Consider the following 20,811-nt stretch of genomic DNA (forward strand, 5'->3'; position numbering starts at 1 on the left):
ATTGGCGCTTTACGACAGAAGATGCACGAATAAAACTGAAGCAACTTTATCCGTGCATCACTCATGACAAGTGTTAATTGATGATGGCAATTCCGTATTAGGCAATATCACCTTGGAGGAGTACTAGCTGCAGGAGGTACTTTAAGGAAAAGGGGTGACAACTGTTCTGACACGGGGCCTGCATGCTGCACCAACATGAGCGCTTATACCCCCGATGACTCTTGGGGTTGACCAATACGTTCGGTGAGCTTCAGGGAGCCTATTAACTGCGCAACGGCCAATAAATCCGCACGGGAAGCGAGTAAGTCGTTTGTGCTATCGAGTTTGTAGGGTAAAGTGTTCGTAAGCCTTGGGCTGTGCACCTACTTGGGTGATGGTGGGTTTTGTCGCTAACCATTATACAGCCAAGGCTTCTTGCGTTTTAGAGCTTTCTATCTGGGGGGTTAGGGATCTATATTTGGCGGCCAAGACTACAAAACCATACTTCAACTAGAGCTTGGTCATAAAACAGGCCAAATCACTGACATTCAAAGCCGATTGCCCTGAGCCAAAATTCACTATGACCATTATTCTCGCGACTCTCAACGCCCGCTTTAGCCATTCATCTCTCGGTTTACGTTATTTGATGGCGAATATGGGCGAGCTTCAGTGTGAAACTGAAATTATGGAGTTCACTATCCAGATGCGTCCGATTGATATTGCTGAAAAGCTATTGACGGGCGAGCCAAAAATCATCGGTCTTGGGGTCTATATTTGGAATATTGATGAAAGCAGCCGGCTGGTGGCGATTCTGAAGCAGGTCGCGCCCGAAGTGAAAATTGTGTTGGGGGGGCCTGAGGTCAGTTTTGAGCATTCGCAACAACCGATTGTGGCACTAGCAGACTATGTGATGTGTGGCTTGTCAGATTGCAGTTTTGGCAAGCTATGCCAGCAAATTCTCCATGGCCCGCAGCCATTGATGAAGATTCACCCATCCGATAGCACCGTGATTACTGATTTAGAGCTGCCGTATGCTTTTTATAGTGATGAGGATATTAAGAGCCGCGTTATCTATGTGGAGGCTTCGCGGGGCTGCCCTTTTAAGTGTGAGTTCTGTATTTCGTCACTGGACAAGAGCGCTTATCCATTTAATTTGGAGGTTTTTTTGGCGGAGATGCAGAGGCTCTACGATCGCGGTGCCAGGCAGTTCAAGTTTGTTGATAGAACCTTTAACCTCAAGGTTAAGTCGAGCATCCGGATTATGGAGTTTTTTTTAGAGCGGCTGGATGAGAACCTTTTTCTTCATTTTGAGCTGATTCCTGACCATCTGCCCGAGCCACTAAAAGAGGTGATTAAGCGATTCCCTGAAGGGTCGCTGCAATTTGAAATTGGTGTACAGAGCTTCAACCCCGAGGTGCAGCACAATATTAGCCGCCGCCAAAACAACCAGAAGAGTTGTGACAATATTCTGTGGTTAAGTAATGAGAGCCATGCACATATGCACACTGACCTGATCATCGGTTTACCGGGGGAAGATATTAATAGCCTGCAGCAGAGTTTCGACAAGCTGGTTAATTTAACCCCCCATGAGATTCAAGTGGGCATTTTGAAACGACTGAGAGGCACGCCATTGATCCGCCACACCGAAGCTTATCAACTCCGTTTCAATCCACACCCGCCCTACAATATTCTCAGCACCAGCACCCTTGATTTTGCAACCATGCAGCGACTCACCCGCTTTACACGCTATTGGGATCTTATCGCCAACTCGGGGCGCTTTTCTCACACGCTGCCACTGCTTCTGGGCAAGGCACCTTTCGATAACTTTTTAGCCCTGAGTGACTGGCTGTTTGCCACGACTCGACAGACCCATAAAATCGCACTTGCCAAGTTATTTGAGTATCTTCACCACGGACTACTGACTCTTTTTGATCTTGATAAAGCGCTACTCGAAAAGTCGCTATTGGGTGATTTTAAACGATCCGGCATCAAGGGGTACCCCAAGTTTCTGGGGGAGGCACACTCTCAAGAGGGTGCCGGCAGCGCGCAAGCCAACAGGCCCAAGCGGCAAGCCCGGCATCTACAAAAAGAGTGAGCTTACAGGTGCTCCACCTCTCTCCTGAGTGATGTCAGCGTCTGCTGAACTTTATCCATCGCGTGCTCGACCTCCTCCAGCACTGCTGTACTGATTGCCGATTCGATGAGCAGTGAAAGCTCATCAAAATGCTTTTCTCCCACATGCTCCACACCACTTTTGCTCAGTTTGCTTTTAAAAGCATCCACAATATGCTCTGCATGAACCAGGTGTTTATGTGTCATCGTTGTTCTCACTTCTCAGTTGGTTGCACTCCAAAACACTCTTTAGCGCAAGCTGCAATATTCATCTTTTTCGAACACGTCTTTGGCGCTGCCGATAATGAGCGGATCTGGCTCACAGACTACTTTGTGATCTTTATTGGGGTAGTCGACCTGACTCAGAATATGGCGCATCGCATTAATGCGTGCCCGTTTTTTATCATCCGACTTGACCACAGTCCACGGCGAGTCGGCGGTATCTGTATAAAAGAACATCGCCTCTTTCGCTTCAGTGTAATCATCCCACTTATCCAGCGATGCCAGATCAATCGGGCTTAATTTCCACTGTTTAAGTGGGTCACCTCGACGCTGCTGGAAACGGCGAAACTGCTCTTCACGGCTCACTGAGAACCATAGTTTGTAGAGGCTGATACCACTGCGCACCAACATGCGCTCTAGGTCAGCCGCTTGGCGCATAAACTCCAGATACTCCTTTGGAGTACAGAAATTCATCACCCGCTCAACACCTGCTCGGTTATACCAAGAGCGGTCAAACATCACGATTTCACCTGCCGTGGGCAGGTGTTTGATGTAGCGCTGAAAATACCACTGGCCACTCTCACGCTCGGTGGGTTTTTCAAGTGCAATAACATGGGAGCCACGGGGGTTCATATGCTCCATAAAACGCTTAATGGTGCCCCCCTTACCTGCCGCATCTCGCCCCTCAAACAAGATCACAATCCGCTGCCCGCTCTCCTTCACCCAGCTCTGCATCTTTAACAGCTCAATTTGCAGCTCTTTTTTGCGTTTTTCATACTCAGGCCGACTGATCATTTTCTTATAGGGATAGAGCCCGCTTTTGAAAATATCTTTCTTGCTGAGCGGCTCTACTGAAGGCTCTACTAGCGAGGTGATCTGATTGGTTGATTCAGGGTTAATCTCAGTCGTTATCGATGTTAATTGCTCTGTCATAAAGTCCTCATCAATCGTCTTGACTACTCAGAATTTGATACCGATTCCGAGATACGAATGGACTCCACCAAGAGTCCGCCACTTACCCTTAAAGTGTAGGTCTAAGCGTGGGTTTTATCTATGTGAAATTTGGGATTTAAGCTGTAAAATTTAATGCGCTGAAGAGTGCAGATACCCGAACCATTTCACACTTATTCACCTGGCCATGGGTGAAGGATAATAGTCGTCGTGATGCCCTTGTTTTCGCATCGTTTTACATGGCGATCAGCAGAGCCTGTGGAGCCGTTGTTAGAGCGAAAATCAGGCGTTTTTTAGTTTTTTTTATCCGTGCACTCTCGTGCAAAGGTCTCACTTTACGATGATATCCCACACGATGGCTTATCAGCGCAGCGCGTCCCCTCACCCCACCGTATCCAGAACCATACAACCTGTAACTACAATGGCCGCCAGGCTCAAGAGCAATACCGCGCCCGCCGCACAATCTTTTGCTATTTTGATATTGGGGTGAATCTCTGGGTGCAAGTGGTCAATCATCTGCTCCAGTGCAGTATTGAACAGTTCTGCTGCAAGGATTAACGCGCCCATTATAATCATAACCCCCCACCATAGCAGTGTCGGCTGTAGCCAAAGCATAGCCGGTAACATAATGAGCGCTAAAGTGGATTGACTGCGGAAGCTGCGCTCGCTTTGCCACGCGGCTACAATACCGGAAGATGCGAATGCAAAGCGCTCACTGAATCGACGGTTTTTCATATTCTGACCCTCGCTCTTTTGATCTACCCCGCAACTGAGACAACACGCTTTTCACCGCCTGCCGTAGCGCTGAAATCAGCTGCTTACGCCCGGTCAACCCCGTCAACGCTATACACTGCGCCATCGGACGCTGCTGCAATACCCGGCACAGTAGCAAAACGGCATCCGCATGACTCAGCGCTGGCTGGCAATTCACCAACCCCCAACACGCCAATGGCCGCAGTGCGTGCAGCGTTAGCTCATATCCACGCTGGTGATGTGCAAAATGGTACAAGTCGCTCTTATCTTGGTTATCAAGCAGCGGCAGGGGTAGCGCCTGCTGTTGCTGTAACAACAGCAGCGCCACCTCTGCCTCTAGAGTGGCCAGTGGCTCCGCAAGCTGCGCCAGTAAAAGCTGGCGACCTCGTTGTCGTGCACTCTGGAATAATCGCTCACCGGCATCACTCAGTGGCTGCAACATCAGCGCAGCATGTGCTCCACTACTGGATTCACACCCCACCCCCAAAAATACCGGTTCTAAACCTTCACTCTGCCAAAAGTGCAAAAGCTCAGGTGTAGCACCAAAACTAGCACCCAATAGATCCCTTTTACACGCCTGGGATGCTCGCTTGACAGCCGATAGTAGGTAGCTCCCAAACCCCCGCCGTTGTAGTTGCGGATGAATTGCTATTCGCATGATCCGGGCACAATTCAACTGTGCGCCACTCAATAACCCGAGTTGAGCTGTTAAGCTCTGGGCCATTAAGTGTCCACGCGGTCGTCGCCGCCCCTGCTGAATCTGCTGCGCCATCTCCAGACTAAAGCCACCTTCGTCGGCAAGCAACAGCACGCCCACTACTTGGCCACCACTCTCTGGCGGTGCCTGCATCAGATAGAGGGTAAGATCAGGGTCATCCAGTAATTTCTTGAGGTCGGAAGGGGAGGTGCGATAGTGTGCATTCACCAACAAGCCAAAGAGTGAGTTCAACAGTGCGCTATTTTCCAATAACACCTGCGGAGCAACCTGGCCGATAGAGCACTGCTCTGGGGTCAAGTGGCTGACAACCGCATCCACACTCTCTAACTCCGCATTCAAACAGAGCGCCCTAGAGAGCAGTGCCTCGAGCGGATCATTTTCAGACCAGCGAATCGGCTGTTTTAAATGCAGTTTCCACCAGCCTGCGGCCACCTTATCAAGGTGCTTTTGAAAACGAATAGCAAAGCCGTGGCCACTCCCCTCATATCCATGAATAGTCGATGCAAACACAATGCGGCTATAGCGCGCCAATAGACGCTGCAATATCGCCACCGGGATCGCGGCCGCTTCATCCACCAACAGCAGGTCAGCTTTCTCTCTGGATGCCAGCAGTTGATCGGGCGAAACAAACTGCAACACACCACCCTGCCAGCTTAGGCGGTTATCCGTCACCTCCACCATCAGTAACATCGCCGCTTGCTCAAAAACAGCACGCGCCGCCTCTCGGCTGGGTGCCGTTACCAGGATTCGCTTTACCCCTTGTTGCAAAAGCTGCGCAGCCGCCAGCCCCAATGCGCCACTCTTGCCCCGGCCGCGATCAGCGGTAATCACTAAGGGTCGGCGACGATGCCCCTGCAATAGGCGATGGATTGCCTGCACGGCTCGCTGCTGGTCATTCGTAAGATAAGGGTGCTCTGCAACGGGCTGGGCAGCCTGCGCTGGCTCCGGGGGCAATGGTGGCAGCACGTCTCCCTGAGCGGCTAACAGCACACCCTCGGCACCGCGTAGCTGACGGATAAAGTATTGAATAAAGTGTCCAGCACTTTTGTTGTCTCCACCGCGCTCAGCCCATGCTGAAAAACAGGGTGTTAACAGTAACAGCACTCCTCCACCACAAATTGCCCCGGCGGCGGCAGCAAAAGCGTCGGCATCAAGCGTGTCGTGAGCATCGTAAACCAGCAGGCTGCACTCCCCCCCCAGCACCCCTCTAACCTGCTGGTTGGTGATTGACTCCACGCCATCCGGCACCGCCTCACCAACCCAGCACTGGCTCAGGCCCGAAAGCTGCTCACAAATAGCCGCCGCCAGCTGGTAGCACCAGCTCGCATCACCTGACAGCACCAATGTACGACGCTGATTATTCCGACACGCTTGATCTCGTAAGCGTTGCGCAAGCTGAAGGTAGTCACTTGTCATCTCAACCAGCACCCGTTCACCACTCTATTCAGATAGCCTTTGAGTTGAGTCATTTTTGCCATAACCTCGCCCAGATATTTCATAAATAAGGTATTATTTCTGCAATATAACACCCAATAGCAAAGAGCTGATCAAAATAGTCTGGAATAGCGTGTAACAATTCTGTAGTATTTCTGACGCATTTTCTTAACAAAAACGACTCACAATACGCCTCATTGGAGGCGCACCAAGTAGAGACCTGCACCTTTACAGATAAACATTACAATTAACATAATTGAGGATTCATAAAATGAAAAAAACGCTCTCACTGCTTATTGGCGCTGTTGTTGCGCAAGGCTTTGTCGCCACTGCAATGGCTGATGGTCCTATCGATGGCACCGTCTATGGGAAGATCAATACGGCCATTATTATGGAAGATGGTGAGGCAGCGGGCAGCGATGACACCTATCTGAGCAACTGGTCTTCACGGCTGGGGTTCAAAGGTAAAACCAAGCTGGATGGTGGCCTGTATGTTATTTACAAGCTGGAGTATGGTATCTCTCCTGATGAGAAAGCTGAAAATCATGATGATGATGAAGATGTTCGTCAGATTTTCAAACAGCGTAACGCCTACATCGGGTTGCAAGGCGAGTTTGGTAAAATCCTTGCCGGCACCCACGACACTCCACTCAAGAAAACCGCTGGAAAAATCGACATGTTTGACCGCCTGCCTCAAGGTGATATCAAGTATGTCATCGTCGCTCAAGAGCGTATCAACGACCTGGTTCACTACACCTCTCCAAAAATAGCGGACAGCATCACTGTCAAAGTAGCCACCCAGCTGCAAGAGAATGGCGACGGCAGTAATGGCACTTCATTTTCGGCTACCTACGACAAGGGCGCGATCTTTGCTGCTATCGGTGTCGATAGTGATGTAGTGGGTTATGACACCACCCGCCTCGCACTTCAATATAAAGCCAAAAAGTATACCGCTGGTGTTATCTACAGCATGTCTGAGGATGCAACAGTGGCTAATGCCGAAAGCAATGATGGCTTCGTCGTGAGTGGATCCTATAAAATCGATGCCTTTAAGCTGAAAGCCCAATATGGTGCTGGAGACGGAAAGAAAAAGGATGCTAAGCTGATGGCCTTGGGCGCTGATTATAAACTGGGCGAGAAGACCAAGCTGCACGGCTACCTCTCAAGCTATGAATATTACGCCGCCAACAGCAAGATCACTACACTGGGCTTTGGCATGGAGCACAATTTCTAAGCAAGCCACGTTATAACGCTGCAAAACTAGGGAGCTTCGGCTCCCTTTTTTAGTGCCTATAAAAACGATTACTGACGGCTTTCCCTAAGGTCTGTGCCCTTCCCGTCGATAATTAAAATTACGTTAAAAGAGAGTTTGGGTGGAGAGGGTATGCGTTTTACTTCAGTAGCCATGTTATGCATGACATCACTCATAGCGTGCAGTGATTCGGACCGCTACCCGATGCCACCAGAGTATGGCTATGGCTCTCCCCAGCCAGCTGATGATGAGCACACGCCCTCTTCAACCAATGTTTTATCCATCGCACTTGCCATGGGTGAAAAATCAACCGCCACCCCTTCGCTGCCAGAACAAAAAAATGTTGCGCCCGAGCCAATAAAAGAGCCATCACAACCTGTAAAGCCGCAAAGGGAAAAGATGCCGAGCCCTGCACCTGCCCCCAAAAAAGTAGCGACAGCGGTTACTATCGAAAATAAGCCCGCAACTAAACAGCCCAATACCGGCTTCAAGGAGCTGGATTTCTCCTCTCGCACCCTAACGGAGAAGAAAATAACCACCGTTAAACTGGATAATGAAGAGTCAACCCAGCGCCGTGCACAGAAAAAATTACTTTACAGATCTACTGAGCGGGGCCGATTCTACAAAACGGATCAGCGGGGCCGTGTCATTAATGCTGAGAGTGAGCGCTGGTTTTGCGTAAAAGATAATACCCATAACGTGCTATGGGAGGCGAAAACCACCGGCAAGCAACGCCATACCCAGCACACTTATACCGTCGAAGGTGATGCTGGGCAGTGCAATCAAAAGCAGTGTTCAACCCAGCAATATATCCAGTATCTCAATAAAATAGCGCTGTGCGGGCGAAGCAACTGGCGTTTACCCAAGAAAACCGAACTAAACTCACTGACAAAAAGCCGTCACGAAGAGGGCGAGGCGGCCATTGACAGCCACTATTTCCCCAACACCCAACTGGGCTATTACTGGAGCTCAACACCTTTTCAATACGCTAAAAACCGCACCTGGACGGTGGACTTTTCATCTGGGTTTGAAAAGTCACAGGCAAAAACTCAACCCTTCCATTTGCGGTTAATCAGTAGCTATTAAACCCCTAATACCCACAACACTGCTTAAACTGCTTACCACTGTTGCAGGGGCAAGGTTCATCTTGTCCAATTTCCTGCTGAGCCTCGCCTGGCTGCAGTGGCTGTGCCTCTATCTCTTGCAGTGCCACTAAAATTGCACGACCCAATCCGGCATATCTCTGTAGTGCCTCCGAGTGTAATGCTAATACCTGCTCAGCTACCTCTTCAAAGCGATAGCTCTGATCATTTAGATCAGAGCAGTACTCCCTCGCCAAACGCTCACTGGCAAAAAAACTCAACAGCAGCACCGTGGTGCTTTGCTCATCCAACATTGCTTCCGGCGTGTACTCCAGCCACAGCTCATCCAGCCAATCATGGGCACCTAAAAAGCCAGCACACCACTGAGAGAAGGCACTACCCGACTGCAAATTATCCATGGTGGCTACCACTGGCCTACACTGCTCGGGGATTTCGACCGACCCTTCCTCAATCTGTTGAGAGATAGAGGCCTGCAACTGGCGTATCAGCTCAACAGTTGGCCCTTCTCTGCGGTTACTTTGCCCATCAACCTCGAATACCAGCGGCAACCACTCCGACTCTGCTAGGGTCTCTGGCACACAGCCAACCGCAAACAGGAAGCCACACAATGCTGGATACGATAAGCACTGCTCCGACTTGTCATCTGCCAGTGAGCTGGATAACAGGCGTACTTGTGATGCAGAAAGAGGCGCGCTATTTCTCATAGATAGTCCTGACATAAAAAATCGTTTACCTGGGTGCCAGGCGGGTATAATAGCCACTCAGCAACAACCAAAGCAGCCTCATTATGGCGACACTTAGCGTACCTCAGGGCCAGTTTCGATTAAGCCGGTTCCCCAAACGAGTTCAAGAGCCACTGCGTGCCTGGGATGCTGCCGATGAATACCTGCTACACACTCTAGCCGAACAGTCGCTCACTCAGAAAATGCCACGCACTCTGTTGATCAACGATAACTTTGGCGCACTGGCTGTAGCATTGTCAGAGTACCAACCCACTACCCTGAGTGACTCCTATCTTTCCCAGCAAGGCACATTGAGCAACCTACAGGAGAGTGGCATTGACCCTGACAGGGTCACCTTTTGCGACAGCCTCAACTGGCCGCAAGGGGCGTTTGATTTAATCATTATAAAAATACCCAAAAGCCTCGCCATGCTGGAAGATCAACTCTACCGCTTGCGACCTCTGCTCAATGAGCAGAGTCAGGTCATCGCATCAGCCATGTGCAAACAGATACACCGCTCCACGCTAAAGCTGTTTGAACGTATTATCGGCTCCACCCACACCTCTCTGGCCCAAAAAAAAGCACGGCTAATTTTTTCCCAGCCTGATAACCCGCTCATGGCGGGAGAGACCCCCTACCCCAAACACTACACCCTTGAAGGTACTGACTTCACTCTCGTTAACCACGCCAATGTTTTTTCTCAGGCGAGCCTCGATATTGGCAGTCGATTTTTCCTCGCCCACCTGCCTAAAGATATTGGCCAGAAGCGAGTGGTTGACCTAGGGTGTGGCAATGGGGTGATTGGTCTGATCGCGGCCCAATACAACCCCGAGGCAACACTGTTTTTTGTCGATGAGTCGTATATGGCGGTCCGCTCTGCCGAGGAGAACTTTAAGGCGGCATTTCCGCAGCGAGAGGCGCAATTTGAGGTGATGAACTGCCTGACAAAGGTTAAAACGGCGACCGTTGACCTGATCCTCAACAATCCACCGTTCCATCAAAATAGCGCGGTAAGCGGCCATATCGCCTGGCAGATGTTTAAGCAGTCACTGGCAGCGCTTAGGAGTGGCGGCGAGTTATGGGTCATTGGCAACCGCCACCTGGATTACCACATAAGACTCAAAAAGCTATTTGGTAACTGCAAAGTGGTCAGTAGCAACAAAAAATTTGTCATACTGAAAAGTGTTAAAAAGAGCCCAGCCTCCTGATCTATTGATTTCTAGGTGCCAGCCCAATGTTCGATTGCATCGAAGCGATCGCTGGAGAGAGGTTAGAGAGGTAGCCCATGCCCCCTTCCGCGCCTTCAGAGGCGATATAGCCCGCGAGCGACAACATAAAAAATAGCGCCAAACTATAACCAAGAGGAGCAAACCAAATTCCCCGCTCTTTGATATCGACCTCGTTGGGCTGTAAAGCGGCCACCATACCCAGCACTGTTAGCACTGTCAGCGAAATCAGAAACATCCACATACCCATCGGTGCCAAGGCAAAAAAGAAGTCCGTCACCAACATCAAAATAACTGCTGGAATCCCACCCGCCTTTAAAGCAAATATCAGCGAAGTTTTTCGCCGCACACCGATCTCACTCATAACCACTCCTGCATACGAATACAAATAGAGACCTTTGCGCGATTCATATTTTCTGCTGGAGCAAAAACTATTTTTCGTACAAAGACCTCATAATAAAACCCCCTGGAGGCCTTCGCTCACAGGGGGCTTAAATTAAAAGACCAGACTCAACAGACTCATTTAAAAAGGAATGTCGTCGTCAAAATCATCAAAGTTACCAAAATTCTTGCCACTCTTCTGCGGGGCGGCTTGCCCACCCTGCTGCTGAGGTGCTTGTTGCGGTGGTGATGGCGCTTGAGTTTGCGACTGTGCCGGGGCCGGGTTATAGTCACCTTGCGGTTGTTGCGCCGGTGCTTGGTTGTAACCACCTTGCTGCTGCTGGGCCGGATTATCATAACCGCCACCCGTACCACCACCACGACTGCCTAGCATCTGCATTTCACTGGCAATAATTTCTGTGCTGTAGCGATCCTGGCCGCTTTTATCCTGCCATTTACGAGTACGCAAACTCCCTTCAATATAGGCTTGCGATCCTTTTTTAAGGTACTCACCGACAATTTCAGCCAAGCGGTTATAAAAAACCACATTGTGCCACTCAGTGCGCTCTCGTTGCTCTCCGGTCTGCTTATCTTTCCAGCTTTCGGAAGTTGCGATGGTCACATTGGCAACGGCTCCGCCGCTCGGCATATAACGCACCTCGGGGTCTTTGCCCAGGTTACCCACCAAAATAACCTTGTTAACACCTCTTGCCATTACGCTATCTCCCCATTTTTACGGTTAGAGCCGAACGCCCTGATAATTCACCATGATAATGCCTCGCCTACCCATCGTCTACGGCAAATTTTAATAACCCCTCACGGTCGAGAGTATGCAGGTCTACTTTTAAGTAGGCAACACCTGTTTCCGTAAGAATATTAATCTCGCTAACCCCCTTGATCGCAGCCATCTGTTCGGTTAGTTGTGCGGCACGCGCCTCATCTACATCTCCAACACGCACCATATAACTGCTCAGATAGCTGGGGTTCTGCATGGTTGCGGCTGCAATCAGCCACAACACGCCCATGAAGGCACATAGAGCAAAGACCGCTTCCATACCAAATTCACCGTGCAACCAACCACCCAGTGCGCCACCGACAAAAGCACCAAAAAACTGTGAACTGGAGTAGACCCCCATCGCAGTGCCCTTACGATCCGGCTTTACGGTTTTAGCCACCAGCGAGGGGAGTGATGCTTCCAGGGTATTAAAGGCGATAAAAAAGATCAGCAGTGCCGCAATAATGCCATAGAGACTTTGATGGGCAAACACCAGCAGCAACTGGGCAACTACCAACGCGGCAATCGCGCCGACGAACACCTGCTTCATCTTACGTTTTTTCTCCGCAATGATAATAAATGGCACCATCAAGCCCAACGCCAACACCAGCACTGGGAAATAGACATACCAGTGGTCCGCCGATGCCAGCCCGCCAAAGTCTCGCAGTGCCAGCGGTGTAACCACAAAGGTAGCGGTCAACATGGTGTGCAGAACTAAAATACCGAAGTCCAGGCGCAACAGCTGCTTATCTTTCAGCACACTTTTGAAGAGTGCGGGTACCGGTTCGGTATCACGGTGGAAACGGCTTTTGGCGGGCGTGGGGACAATCGCTAGCAATACCACAATCGCCAGAATCGCCATTACCCCGGTCAACCAGAAAATACCATCAACACCGATCCATTGATCCAGCACGGGGCCAAGCACCAAAGAGAAGGCGAATGACATGCCGATACTCATACCAATAACGGCCATGGCTCGTAAGCGGTGCTCTTCACGGGTCAGGTCTGAGGTAAGCGCCATAATCACCGCCGCAATCGCCCCGGCCCCCTGAATGGCTCGCCCCAGAATAACCCCGTAGATTGAATCTGACATCGCCGCGATGACGCTTCCTATCGCGAAGATGACCAGACCAAGAATGATCATCGGCTTGCGGCCAAAGCGATCCGAAAGCATACCAAATGGAATCTGCAAAATAGCCTGGGTCAGACCATAAATGCCGATTGCCAGCCCCACCATAAACGGTGTAACGCCTTCAAGTTGCTCTGCATACAGAGCAAACACCGGCAAAATCATAAACAGGCCCAGCATACGCAGTGCGTAAATACTGGCCAACGAGGAGACCGCCCTCTTTTCGAGAGGGGTCATGGCATCAATTTGTATCTCTTGTTCGTGCTTTTTCACAAAAATTCCAACTCTGAATTTACCCAAGGGCGTAAAAAAGCCGTATAGTAGCAGGTTCTCCGACATTGCGAAAATAACCGATGGAAATTATCAAGATTCAGGGTGCACGCACCCACAATTTGAAAAATATCGACCTGGAACTCCCCCGTAACAAGTTAATTGTAATTACCGGGCTATCGGGTTCCGGCAAGTCGTCCCTGGCATTTGATACCATTTATGCTGAGGGGCAACGACGCTATGTGGAGTCACTTTCAAGTTATGCCCGCCAATTCCTCTCCATGATGGAGAAGCCCGACGTGGACCATATCGAAGGTCTCTCGCCGGCCATCTCCATAGAGCAGAAGACCACCTCGCATAATCCGCGCTCAACCGTGGGCACCGTGACCGAAATTTATGACTACCTGCGCCTGCTGTTTGCACGGGCGGGTGAACCGCGCTGCCCGACACACGGCAATGTATTGGAGGCGCAGACCGTCAGCCAGATGGTCGACCAGGTGTTGGCACTGCCCGAGGGGGTTAAGTTAATGCTCCTCGCGCCGGTGGTAAAAGCCAGAAAAGGCGAGCACCTCAGCACCTTGGCCGAGCTACGCGCCAATGGTTTTATTCGCGCCCGAATCAATGGTGAAATTCTTGAGCTCGACGATGTCCCGCCACTAGAGCTGCACAAAAAGCATACGATTGAGGTGGTGGTTGATCGCTTCAAAGTGCGTGGTGGACTCAAACAGCGCCTTGCTGAATCGTTCGAAACCGCACTTAATCTGGCCGATGGCCTCGCACGCATTGCCTACATGGAGGAGGCGCAAGAGGAGATTCTCTTCTCTGCCAATTTCGCCTGCCCACAGTGTGGCTTTAGCCTCACCGAGCTTGAACCGCGCATGTTCTCTTTCAATAATCCGGCGGGTGCCTGCCCTGATTGTGACGGCTTGGGTGTAAAACAGTTTTTTGACCCCGCCAAAGTGGTCAGCTCGCCCACTCTCTCCCTTCCAGGGGGCGCTGTACGCGGTTGGGACCGCCGCAATGGCTACTACTTCAGCATGCTGACCTCCCTTGCTGAGCACTTCAATTTTGATATCGAGCTGCCCTTTCTAGAGCTTCCCGAAAAGATACAAAATGTTGTTTTATACGGCAGTAATGATGAGATTATCAGCTTCAAATTCCAGGGAGAACGCGGTAAAAAAACCATCCGTGAGCACCCTTTCGAAGGGGTCATTAACAACATGGAGCGCCGTTATAAAGAGACCGACTCCAACGTGGTACGCGAAGAGCTCTCCAAATTTCTTAACAGCCACTCCTGCCCCGCGTGCAAGGGGAGCCGATTATCACTGGCATCGCGGAATGTATTTATTGCCCGCTCTACACTTCCCGAAGTGACTGAGATGCCTATCGGTACCGCGCAAGGTTTTTTCGAGCAGCTAACACTCCCCGGACGCAAAGGAGAGATTGCCGATAAAATCGTCAGTGAGATCAACCTACGCCTTAAGTTTCTGGTTAATGTTGGACTGGAGTATCTCTCGCTGGACCGCAGCGCCGATACGCTCTCTGGTGGTGAGGCACAACGTATTCGCCTGGCTAGTCAAATCGGTGCAGGGCTGGTAGGTGTGATGTATGTACTGGATGAGCCCTCCATCGGCCTGCATCAACGGGATAACGAACGACTGCTCAACACCCTCATCTATCTGCGCGATTTGGGTAATACCGTCATCGTGGTCGAACATGATGAAGAGGCGGTTCTGCTGGCAGATCATGTGCTCGATATTGGGCCGGGTGCCGGTGTGCATGGTGGCAATATTATCGCTCAGGGCACACCACAGGAGGTGATGGATAACCCTAACTCCATCACCGGCCAGTACCTCTCCGGAAAATTGAAAATTGCAATTCCGAAACAGCGCAAACCTTTCGATCCCGAGCGCTGCCTACAACTGTTTGGCGCACAAAGTCACAATCTAAAATCAGTCAATCTGGAGATTCCGCTGGGCATTATGACCGCCATCACCGGGGTCTCCGGCTCAGGAAAGTCGACTCTAATCAACCGCACGCTCTATCCGCTACTGGCTAACAGCCTCAATCGAGCCGAAATGACAGCGGCAAAATATAGCTCAATCGAAGGCCTGCAGTATCTTGATAAAGTGGTCGATATTGACCAATCACCCATTGGTCGCACCCCTCGCTCCAACCCGGCCACCTACACAGGGCTCTTCACGCCGATCCGTGAACTGCTCGCCGGCACTCAGGAGTCACGCACGCGTGGCTACACGCCGGGGCGCTTCAGTTTCAATGTAAAAGGGGGACGCTGTGAGGCGTGCCAGGGGGATGGCATGATCAAGGTGGAGATGCACTTCCTACCCGACATCTACGTCCCTTGTGATGCCTGCAAAGGTAAGCGCTATAATCGCGAAACCCTGGATATCACCTATAAAGGGAAAAACATCAACCAGATCCTCGAAATGACCGTCGAGGATGCCCGTGAGTTTTTTGATGCCATCCCGTCTGTTGCACGAAAGCTGCAAACTTTGATGGATGTGGGGCTGAGCTACATTCGACTGGGACAGAGTGCCACCACCCTCTCGGGAGGCGAAGCACAGCGGGTTAAACTCTCCCGCGAACTCTCCAAACGAGATACCGGTAAAACCATCTATATTCTGGATGAACCCACCACCGGGCTGCACTTCCACGATATCGCCCAACTGCTCAAAGTGTTAGTGCGACTCAAGGAGCATGGCAATACTATTGTGGTGATTGAGCACAACCTCGATGTGATCAAAACAGCAGACTGGGTTATCGACCTCGGTCCCGAAGGGGGAGATAAGGGTGGGGCCATTATTGCCGCCGGAACGCCAGAAGAGGTAGCAAGAGAAGCGCACTCCCACACTGGGCGGTTTCTCGCCCCGGTGCTGGATAACGGCTGATCAAATTGGCTGCCGAGTAGACCTCAAAGTGGCCTTGTAAAATATGCGCGCCAAACCATTGGTAAACGGAATAGAGAGTGGTAGACTCTTAATCCATAACCCCATGAGTTAATAGCCTAAGATGATAAGCCGCACTGGAAAGCACGCCCTACAAATTCTCGGCCACCTGGTAAAGAACCAGGGTACCTGGATTTCTGGCCAGGATATTGCCACGGCAACCGATATACCCGCCAACTACCTGGGCAAAATACTGAACAATCTCGCCAAACATGGGTTTGTCGAGTCACGTAAAGGCTGGGGCGGCGGATTTACCATTCGGGACGAGGCGATGGCACGTCCTATCAATGAAGCACTGGAAGTGGTCGAAGGGCCAACTGCTGCCGAATCAAAAGAGTGTGCCTATGGTCTTGGCCAATGCAATGACGACCAGCCCTGCCCCCTGCACCAGCACTTCAAACCTATCCGCGCCGCTTTCGAGGAGATGCTCAGCAGCGTCACTGTGCGCGACATCTGCTCACTGGACGAAAAAATTGATCTGTAGCGCCACGCCAACTCATTTGTAACGAGTTGGATCAACGATACCGGCATCGGAAAAACCCTGTTTACGCAGACGACATGAATCGCAGACACCACAGGCATCACCACGCTCATCCGCCTGATAACATGAGACCGTCACCCCATAATCAACACCTAACACCGTCCCCTTACGGATAATATCGCCTTTGCTCAACTCAAGCAGTGGCGTATGAAGCGTCATGGGATCGCCCTCTACCGCTCTTTTCGTTGCAAGGTTTGCCATCGCTGAAAATGCCGACATAAACTCAGGCCGGCAATCAGGGTAACCCGAATAATCAACCGCATTCACGCCGATAAAAATATCATCTGCCTCAAGCACCTCGGCCCAGCCCAGCGCATAAGAGAGGAAAATGGTATTACGGGCGGGAACATAGGTGATGGGAATACCTTCTGACAAAGAAGCCGGCACATCAATCGTGTGGTCAGTCAGTGCCGAGCCACCAATGTCTGCAAAATCGAGAGGAATAATAAGGTGTTGAACAACACCTTGCTGCTTGGCAATACCGGATGCTGCCACCAGCTCGCTCTCATGGCGCTGCCCATAACGAAAACTTAGCGCATAACATGCATACCCCTGAGCCTGTGCGATAGCCAAAACGGTTGCTGAATCCAGCCCCCCGGAAAGCAATATGACCGCTTTTTTACTCATCGCCCCTCAGCCTCCCCCCAGAGAATCTTATGTAACTGCATTTGAAAACGAACCGGAAGGTGGTCATCAATAATCCACTGCGCTAACTCAGCAGGCTGTTGCTGGGAAAAGCTGGGGGAGAAGAGCACTTCACAGCAGGCGGGCAGATCGTGGTGCAGTACAATCTCCTTTGCCCACAGATAGTCTTCGCGATTGCAGATGACAAACTTAACTTGGTCCTGAGGTGTCAGAGATGAGATGTTCTCATAGAGGTTTTTTTCCATCTCACCGGAAGCCGGTGTTTTAAGGTCCATTACCTTGATCACACGACTATCGACATCACTCACATCAAGTGCACCGCTGGTCTCAAGAGAGACCTCATAGCCCTTATCACACAGCTGACTCAATAGCGCCAGAACACCCTTCTGTGCCAGTGGCTCGCCGCCGGTCACACAGACGTGATGAACATGAAATGCCTCAACCCGCCTGACAACTTCACCCAACGCCATCTGCTCACCACCCTGAAAAGCGTATTGGGTATCACAGTAGTGGCAGCGAAGTGGGCAACCGGTTAAGCGAATAAAAGCCGTTGGGAAGCCGATGCTGCGGGATTCACCCTGTAGTGAAACAAAAATTTCACTCATGCGAAGAGAACTCATACACAATCACTCGATATGATGGAAAAACACCCCAGAAAAGGGGTGTAAGTTGTGCTTTACAAATTAGCCGCACGCAACATTTGTATACGCTGTTCAGCCAAACCTGCTGCGGCACTTTGCGGATATTCATTAATCAGCTGTTGCAGTATTTCACGACACTCACCCCAGCGCTTTTGCTCATATAAACTGTAACCACTCTTAAGCATTGCGTCAGGGCGTTTGCGGGCAGATTTATCTGCAATCACCTGAGAAAATGACTCAATTGCCTGGTCGAAAAGGCGACTGACATAGTAGGCCTCACCCAGCCAATATTGAGCATTCTGCTGGTACTCTCCCGTTGGATAACGCTGCAAAAATGAGGAGAAAGCAGTGATTGACTGCTCATAGTTACCCGCCATCAGCAGGTCAAGTGCCTTTTGGTAGTCAGACTGCTCTTGCAGTGGGTTGATCGGCTCCGGTGGCTTAGCTGCGGCTAAATCCGCGCTAGGCGCGCCGTTATCGGCAACCCCCACACCACCTCCCGTTACCGGCAGAGGTGTAATCACAGCGGCCCCTGCCTCCACAGAAAGCGCACCGTTAGATGCCGCATCTACACCCTGCTCAGTCAGACCAGAGCCAGCCGCCCCATCCACCACCCCTGCCAACTCACCCTCGGGTAATGCCGCCGTGACATCGGCCACAGCCGCTGTTGGCAAGGAGAGCCGTTTGAAGCTCTTTTGCAGGCTGCCAATACGCTGGTCAAGGTCAATATAGAGGCTGCGCTGACGCTGCTTAATACCCTCAATACCGTGCTGCTGTTGCTCCTGCTCGCCACGAAGTTGCTGCACCTCGAGCTGCAAGGCATCCAGCCGCTGGTATAGATCAATCAAGGCATCATTATCCAGCTTACGTTCAAGAAGGCTCAACCGTTGCTCCACACTCAGCGGCTTTGCAACGTAAACAGCCGCTTGTTGTTGTGGCTTGGCGGTTAAATCAACCACCGGCACATCCGCAGAGAGAGTGCCCGAAAAAACAGCCGCAAACAAAACACCCACGGTGGGTAATCGATGCTTAAATAGATCCACCAGCAACCTCAATTAACGCTTGGTATAAACAAGTTCGACACGACGATTAAGCGCCCAAGAGCCTTCATCGTGGCCTCTTTTGGCAGGTCGCTCTTCACCATAACTGATCATGTTAAGCTGTGAAGCGGCCACACCCTTAAGCGTCAAGTAACGCTTCACCGCACCTGCACGGCGCTCACCCAGTGCAACATTGTATTCGCGGGTGCCGCGCTCATCGGCATGCCCTTCCAGACGGACATGAGCGACTGGGTTAGCGATCAGGTAATCCGCGTGGGCATTCAAGGTCACTTTGTCTTCATCGTTGATGACACTTTGGTCAAAATCAAAGTAAACCACCTTGCGGGCCAATGGGCTAGCGGGATTATCAAGCGGATGACCCGTGTAGGTGGCAACCGCCTTTTGAGCATTCAGTTTTTCGCTATCAGCACTATTCGCACGGCTCGCTGCCGATGTTGATGCATCATCCGTGACCTCAGGCTTCACTTCTTCCACCACGATTAAATCAGGATTCACCACCTCATCAGAGGTATCGCCCGTAGAGCTACAACCCACCAGCCCACCGGACCCAACTAATAACAACCCCAACAACACACGCTTCATCATATTCTCCTCAAGCTTTCTAAATTAATTATTAAAGGGTGCCCATGCAGGTTCACGAATATCACCCTCCTGCATCGCCAAACGCTGTTTTACACTGCCATCAACAGAAACCGCCGCCAACACACCACTATAGCGATCTTCTGTTGCATAGATAATCATGCTTCCATTCGGAGAAAAACTGGGTGATTCATCCAATCGCCCATCACTTAAAATCTGCACTGCTCCGGTTGCCATTTCCATTACTGCCACATTAAATTTCTTATTAGGCCGATGAATAAAAGTTAACAGCTTACCATCTGGTGAAAATGAAGCACGCGCATTATAGCGCCCTTCGAACGTAACACGCTTGATGCTTTTATCAGAGAGGTGATACTGATAAATATGTGGATTCCCCCCTCGATCTGACGTAAAGACGATACTCTTCCCATCCGGTGCCCAGCTCGGTTCGGTATCAATTGCATAGTTCTTTGTTATACGTTGTAATTTGTTCGATGCCAAGTCCAAGATGTAAATATCCGGGTTGGTGCCCTTGGAAAGGGTTAGTGCCAACTGTTTACCATCAGGCGACCATGCCGGAGCGCCGTTAATCCCCTGATGATTGCTGACCATGCGCCGCTGCCCTGTAGCCACCTCCTGAACGAAAATAGCTGAACTCCCGTTGCTCTCATACGAGACATAGGCGACCCACTCACCATTGGGTGCCCATGAGGGTGACATGATCGGTTCACTGGAGGTCAATATTTTTTGCGGGCCGTAACCATCAATATCTGAAACCTGTAGAGAGTATAAATCACGGTTACCCGGCTTAGGCTCTGCAACCACGTACATAATGCGTGTACTAAATGCCCCTTTTTCGCCGGTTAACACCTCATAAACCAAGTCGCTGATCTGGTGAGCCGCGCCACGCAAGCGATCCTCGGTCACATTACGTAGAATAACGCCCTCCATCTGCTCAGATTTGAAGACATCAAACAGTTGAAATTGAATATCAAAATAACCCGCCTCGCGACTACTCACCTTGCCAATCAGCAGGTACGGGACATCCAACAGACGCCAGTCACGAAAGTTCACTTCATGCCCTTCATGGGGCTGGGTAATGAAGTCCTTCTCACTCACCGACTTAAAGCGACCGCTGCGAATCAGGTCGGCCTGCACAATAGCAGAAACATCCTGGGGAAGAAGGACATTGGGCGCCATGCCAAAGGGCACCACGGCAATGGGCAGCGCGCCACTCACACCTTGGGTAATTTCAATGGTCATGGCGGCACGGGTCTGTGAGGTCGCCAAGAGCAGAAACGACATCAACACCAGGTAGGAAAATATTTTTGTCAGGCTATTCATCACGGTA

The 20,811-nt window shown here is 50.9% G+C and carries 19 protein-coding genes; 6 read left to right on the plus strand and 13 right to left on the minus strand.

Going from position 1 to position 20,811, the window contains the following annotated elements; genetic code table 11:
- Positions 1 to 559: 559 nt before the first annotated feature.
- Positions 560 to 2,074: a DUF4080 domain-containing protein gene (locus L3J94_00005; GenBank protein MCF6217135.1), complete on the plus strand. Its 1,515-nt coding sequence runs from the start codon at positions 560 to 562 to the stop codon at positions 2,072 to 2,074.
- A 2-nt stretch (positions 2,075 to 2,076) separates the two neighbouring features.
- Here L3J94_00005 and L3J94_00010 read toward each other — a convergent pair whose 3' ends face one another.
- The 4 genes from L3J94_00010 to L3J94_00025 all read right to left on the minus strand — a co-directional run bounded on the left by L3J94_00010 (position 2,077) and on the right by L3J94_00025 (position 6,151).
- Entirely contained in the window at positions 2,077 to 2,298 is a 222-nt protein-coding gene (locus L3J94_00010; protein MCF6217136.1) for a phosphatase, read from the minus strand.
- Between the two features lie 42 nt (positions 2,299 to 2,340).
- Positions 2,341 to 3,246 carry a polyphosphate kinase 2 gene (ppk2, locus tag L3J94_00015; GenBank protein ID MCF6217137.1) on the minus strand — a complete coding sequence of 302 codons (906 nt, stop codon included), beginning with the start codon at positions 3,244 to 3,246 and terminating at the stop codon, positions 2,341 to 2,343.
- A gap of 399 nt (positions 3,247 to 3,645) precedes the next feature.
- Positions 3,646 to 3,999 carry a diacylglycerol kinase gene (locus tag L3J94_00020; GenBank protein MCF6217138.1) on the minus strand — a complete coding sequence of 118 codons (354 nt, stop codon included), beginning with the start codon at positions 3,997 to 3,999 and terminating at the stop codon, positions 3,646 to 3,648.
- On the minus strand, positions 3,977 to 6,151 hold the full coding sequence (locus tag L3J94_00025) for a GNAT family N-acetyltransferase (GenBank protein ID MCF6217139.1): 2,175 nt from the start codon (positions 6,149 to 6,151) through the stop codon (positions 3,977 to 3,979). Before L3J94_00025 ends, L3J94_00020 begins: the two co-directional genes overlap by 23 nt.
- Positions 6,152 to 6,440: 289 nt before the next feature.
- Here L3J94_00025 and L3J94_00030 point away from each other — a divergent pair, with 289 nt between their 5' ends.
- The gene (locus tag L3J94_00030) at positions 6,441 to 7,403 is read left to right on the plus strand and encodes a porin (protein MCF6217140.1); all 963 of its coding nucleotides are present in this window, start codon (positions 6,441 to 6,443) and stop codon (positions 7,401 to 7,403) included.
- 150 nt (positions 7,404 to 7,553) lie between these two features.
- The gene (locus L3J94_00035) at positions 7,554 to 8,507 is read left to right on the plus strand and encodes a DUF1566 domain-containing protein (protein ID MCF6217141.1); all 954 of its coding nucleotides are present in this window, start codon (positions 7,554 to 7,556) and stop codon (positions 8,505 to 8,507) included.
- Between the two features lie 4 nt (positions 8,508 to 8,511).
- Here L3J94_00035 and L3J94_00040 read toward each other — a convergent pair whose 3' ends face one another.
- Positions 8,512 to 9,228, minus strand: a complete 717-nt coding sequence (locus L3J94_00040; GenBank protein ID MCF6217142.1) for a UPF0149 family protein — start codon at positions 9,226 to 9,228, stop codon at positions 8,512 to 8,514.
- 83 nt (positions 9,229 to 9,311) lie between these two features.
- Here L3J94_00040 and L3J94_00045 point away from each other — a divergent pair, with 83 nt between their 5' ends.
- A complete protein-coding gene (locus L3J94_00045; protein MCF6217143.1) occupies positions 9,312 to 10,454 on the plus strand; it encodes a methyltransferase in 1,143 nt (380 codons plus the stop codon).
- Position 10,455: 1 nt separating this feature from the next.
- On the opposite strand, the gene L3J94_00050 is transcribed toward L3J94_00045, so the two are convergent.
- From L3J94_00050 to L3J94_00060, 3 genes are all read right to left on the minus strand, one after another.
- On the minus strand, positions 10,456 to 10,836 hold the full coding sequence (locus tag L3J94_00050; protein ID MCF6217144.1) for a hypothetical protein: 381 nt from the start codon (positions 10,834 to 10,836) through the stop codon (positions 10,456 to 10,458).
- Positions 10,837 to 10,995: 159 nt separating this feature from the next.
- Positions 10,996 to 11,568, minus strand: a complete 573-nt coding sequence (ssb, locus tag L3J94_00055; GenBank protein ID MCF6217145.1) for a single-stranded DNA-binding protein — start codon at positions 11,566 to 11,568, stop codon at positions 10,996 to 10,998.
- Positions 11,569 to 11,635: 67 nt separating this feature from the next.
- Complete coding sequence (locus tag L3J94_00060; GenBank protein ID MCF6217146.1) at positions 11,636 to 12,994, minus strand: MFS transporter; 1,359 nt, start codon at positions 12,992 to 12,994, stop codon at positions 11,636 to 11,638.
- Positions 12,995 to 13,110: 116 nt separating this feature from the next.
- Between L3J94_00060 and uvrA the strand changes: the two genes are divergently transcribed.
- Both uvrA and L3J94_00070 read left to right on the plus strand, forming a co-directional pair.
- Positions 13,111 to 15,936, plus strand: a complete 2,826-nt coding sequence (gene uvrA, locus L3J94_00065; protein MCF6217147.1) for an excinuclease ABC subunit UvrA — start codon at positions 13,111 to 13,113, stop codon at positions 15,934 to 15,936.
- Positions 15,937 to 16,057: 121 nt separating this feature from the next.
- Positions 16,058 to 16,477 carry an Rrf2 family transcriptional regulator gene (locus L3J94_00070; GenBank protein MCF6217148.1) on the plus strand — a complete coding sequence of 140 codons (420 nt, stop codon included), beginning with the start codon at positions 16,058 to 16,060 and terminating at the stop codon, positions 16,475 to 16,477.
- 12 nt (positions 16,478 to 16,489) lie between these two features.
- Here L3J94_00070 and queC read toward each other — a convergent pair whose 3' ends face one another.
- Genes queC through tolB form a run of 5 tightly spaced genes read right to left on the minus strand, consistent with a single transcriptional unit; the run spans position 16,490 to position 20,804 of the window.
- Positions 16,490 to 17,161 (minus strand): 7-cyano-7-deazaguanine synthase QueC, encoded by a 672-nt coding sequence (queC, locus tag L3J94_00075; GenBank protein ID MCF6217149.1) that lies wholly within the window; start codon positions 17,159 to 17,161, stop codon positions 16,490 to 16,492.
- A complete protein-coding gene (queE, locus tag L3J94_00080) occupies positions 17,158 to 17,799 on the minus strand; it encodes a 7-carboxy-7-deazaguanine synthase QueE (GenBank protein ID MCF6217150.1) in 642 nt (213 codons plus the stop codon). Before queE ends, queC begins: the two co-directional genes overlap by 4 nt.
- Before the next feature lie 56 nt (positions 17,800 to 17,855).
- On the minus strand, positions 17,856 to 18,863 hold the full coding sequence (gene ybgF, locus L3J94_00085) for a tol-pal system protein YbgF (GenBank protein MCF6217151.1): 1,008 nt from the start codon (positions 18,861 to 18,863) through the stop codon (positions 17,856 to 17,858).
- A gap of 12 nt (positions 18,864 to 18,875) precedes the next feature.
- The gene (pal, locus tag L3J94_00090; protein ID MCF6217152.1) at positions 18,876 to 19,466 is read right to left on the minus strand and encodes a peptidoglycan-associated lipoprotein Pal; all 591 of its coding nucleotides are present in this window, start codon (positions 19,464 to 19,466) and stop codon (positions 18,876 to 18,878) included.
- 21 nt (positions 19,467 to 19,487) lie between these two features.
- Positions 19,488 to 20,804, minus strand: coding sequence for a Tol-Pal system beta propeller repeat protein TolB (gene tolB / locus L3J94_00095; protein MCF6217153.1), 1,317 nt, complete (start codon positions 20,802 to 20,804; stop codon positions 19,488 to 19,490).
- Positions 20,805 to 20,811 lie beyond the last annotated feature (7 nt).

This window comes from Gammaproteobacteria bacterium (assembly GCA_021647245.1).
GTDB lineage: Bacteria > Pseudomonadota > Gammaproteobacteria > RBG-16-57-12 > RBG-16-57-12 > JAFLJP01.

What these genes read in the sequence shown, in the direction of transcription:
- L3J94_00030 (MCF6217140.1), top strand. Translation starts at nt 6,441, where the DNA reads ATGAAAAAAACGCTCTCACTGCTTATTGGCGCTGTTGTTGCGCAAGGC.
- L3J94_00070 (MCF6217148.1), top strand. Translation starts at nt 16,058, where the DNA reads ATGATAAGCCGCACTGGAAAGCACGCCCTACAAATTCTCGGCCACCTG.
- ppk2 (MCF6217137.1), bottom strand. Translation starts at nt 3,246, where the DNA reads ATGACAGAGCAATTAACATCGATAACGACTGAGATTAACCCTGAATCA.
- uvrA (MCF6217147.1), top strand. Translation starts at nt 13,111, where the DNA reads ATGGAAATTATCAAGATTCAGGGTGCACGCACCCACAATTTGAAAAAT.
- queE (MCF6217150.1), bottom strand. Translation starts at nt 17,799, where the DNA reads ATGAGTTCTCTTCGCATGAGTGAAATTTTTGTTTCACTACAGGGTGAA.
- L3J94_00060 (MCF6217146.1), bottom strand. Translation starts at nt 12,994, where the DNA reads ATGACCCCTCTCGAAAAGAGGGCGGTCTCCTCGTTGGCCAGTATTTAC.
- queC (MCF6217149.1), bottom strand. Translation starts at nt 17,161, where the DNA reads ATGAGTAAAAAAGCGGTCATATTGCTTTCCGGGGGGCTGGATTCAGCA.
- L3J94_00035 (MCF6217141.1), top strand. Translation starts at nt 7,554, where the DNA reads ATGCGTTTTACTTCAGTAGCCATGTTATGCATGACATCACTCATAGCG.
- L3J94_00045 (MCF6217143.1), top strand. Translation starts at nt 9,312, where the DNA reads ATGGCGACACTTAGCGTACCTCAGGGCCAGTTTCGATTAAGCCGGTTC.
- pal (MCF6217152.1), bottom strand. Translation starts at nt 19,466, where the DNA reads ATGATGAAGCGTGTGTTGTTGGGGTTGTTATTAGTTGGGTCCGGTGGG.
- L3J94_00020 (MCF6217138.1), bottom strand. Translation starts at nt 3,999, where the DNA reads ATGAAAAACCGTCGATTCAGTGAGCGCTTTGCATTCGCATCTTCCGGT.
- L3J94_00040 (MCF6217142.1), bottom strand. Translation starts at nt 9,228, where the DNA reads ATGAGAAATAGCGCGCCTCTTTCTGCATCACAAGTACGCCTGTTATCC.
- tolB (MCF6217153.1), bottom strand. Translation starts at nt 20,804, where the DNA reads ATGAATAGCCTGACAAAAATATTTTCCTACCTGGTGTTGATGTCGTTT.
- L3J94_00005 (MCF6217135.1), top strand. Translation starts at nt 560, where the DNA reads ATGACCATTATTCTCGCGACTCTCAACGCCCGCTTTAGCCATTCATCT.
- L3J94_00010 (MCF6217136.1), bottom strand. Translation starts at nt 2,298, where the DNA reads ATGACACATAAACACCTGGTTCATGCAGAGCATATTGTGGATGCTTTT.
- L3J94_00050 (MCF6217144.1), bottom strand. Translation starts at nt 10,836, where the DNA reads ATGAGTGAGATCGGTGTGCGGCGAAAAACTTCGCTGATATTTGCTTTA.
- L3J94_00025 (MCF6217139.1), bottom strand. Translation starts at nt 6,151, where the DNA reads ATGACAAGTGACTACCTTCAGCTTGCGCAACGCTTACGAGATCAAGCG.
- ssb (MCF6217145.1), bottom strand. Translation starts at nt 11,568, where the DNA reads ATGGCAAGAGGTGTTAACAAGGTTATTTTGGTGGGTAACCTGGGCAAA.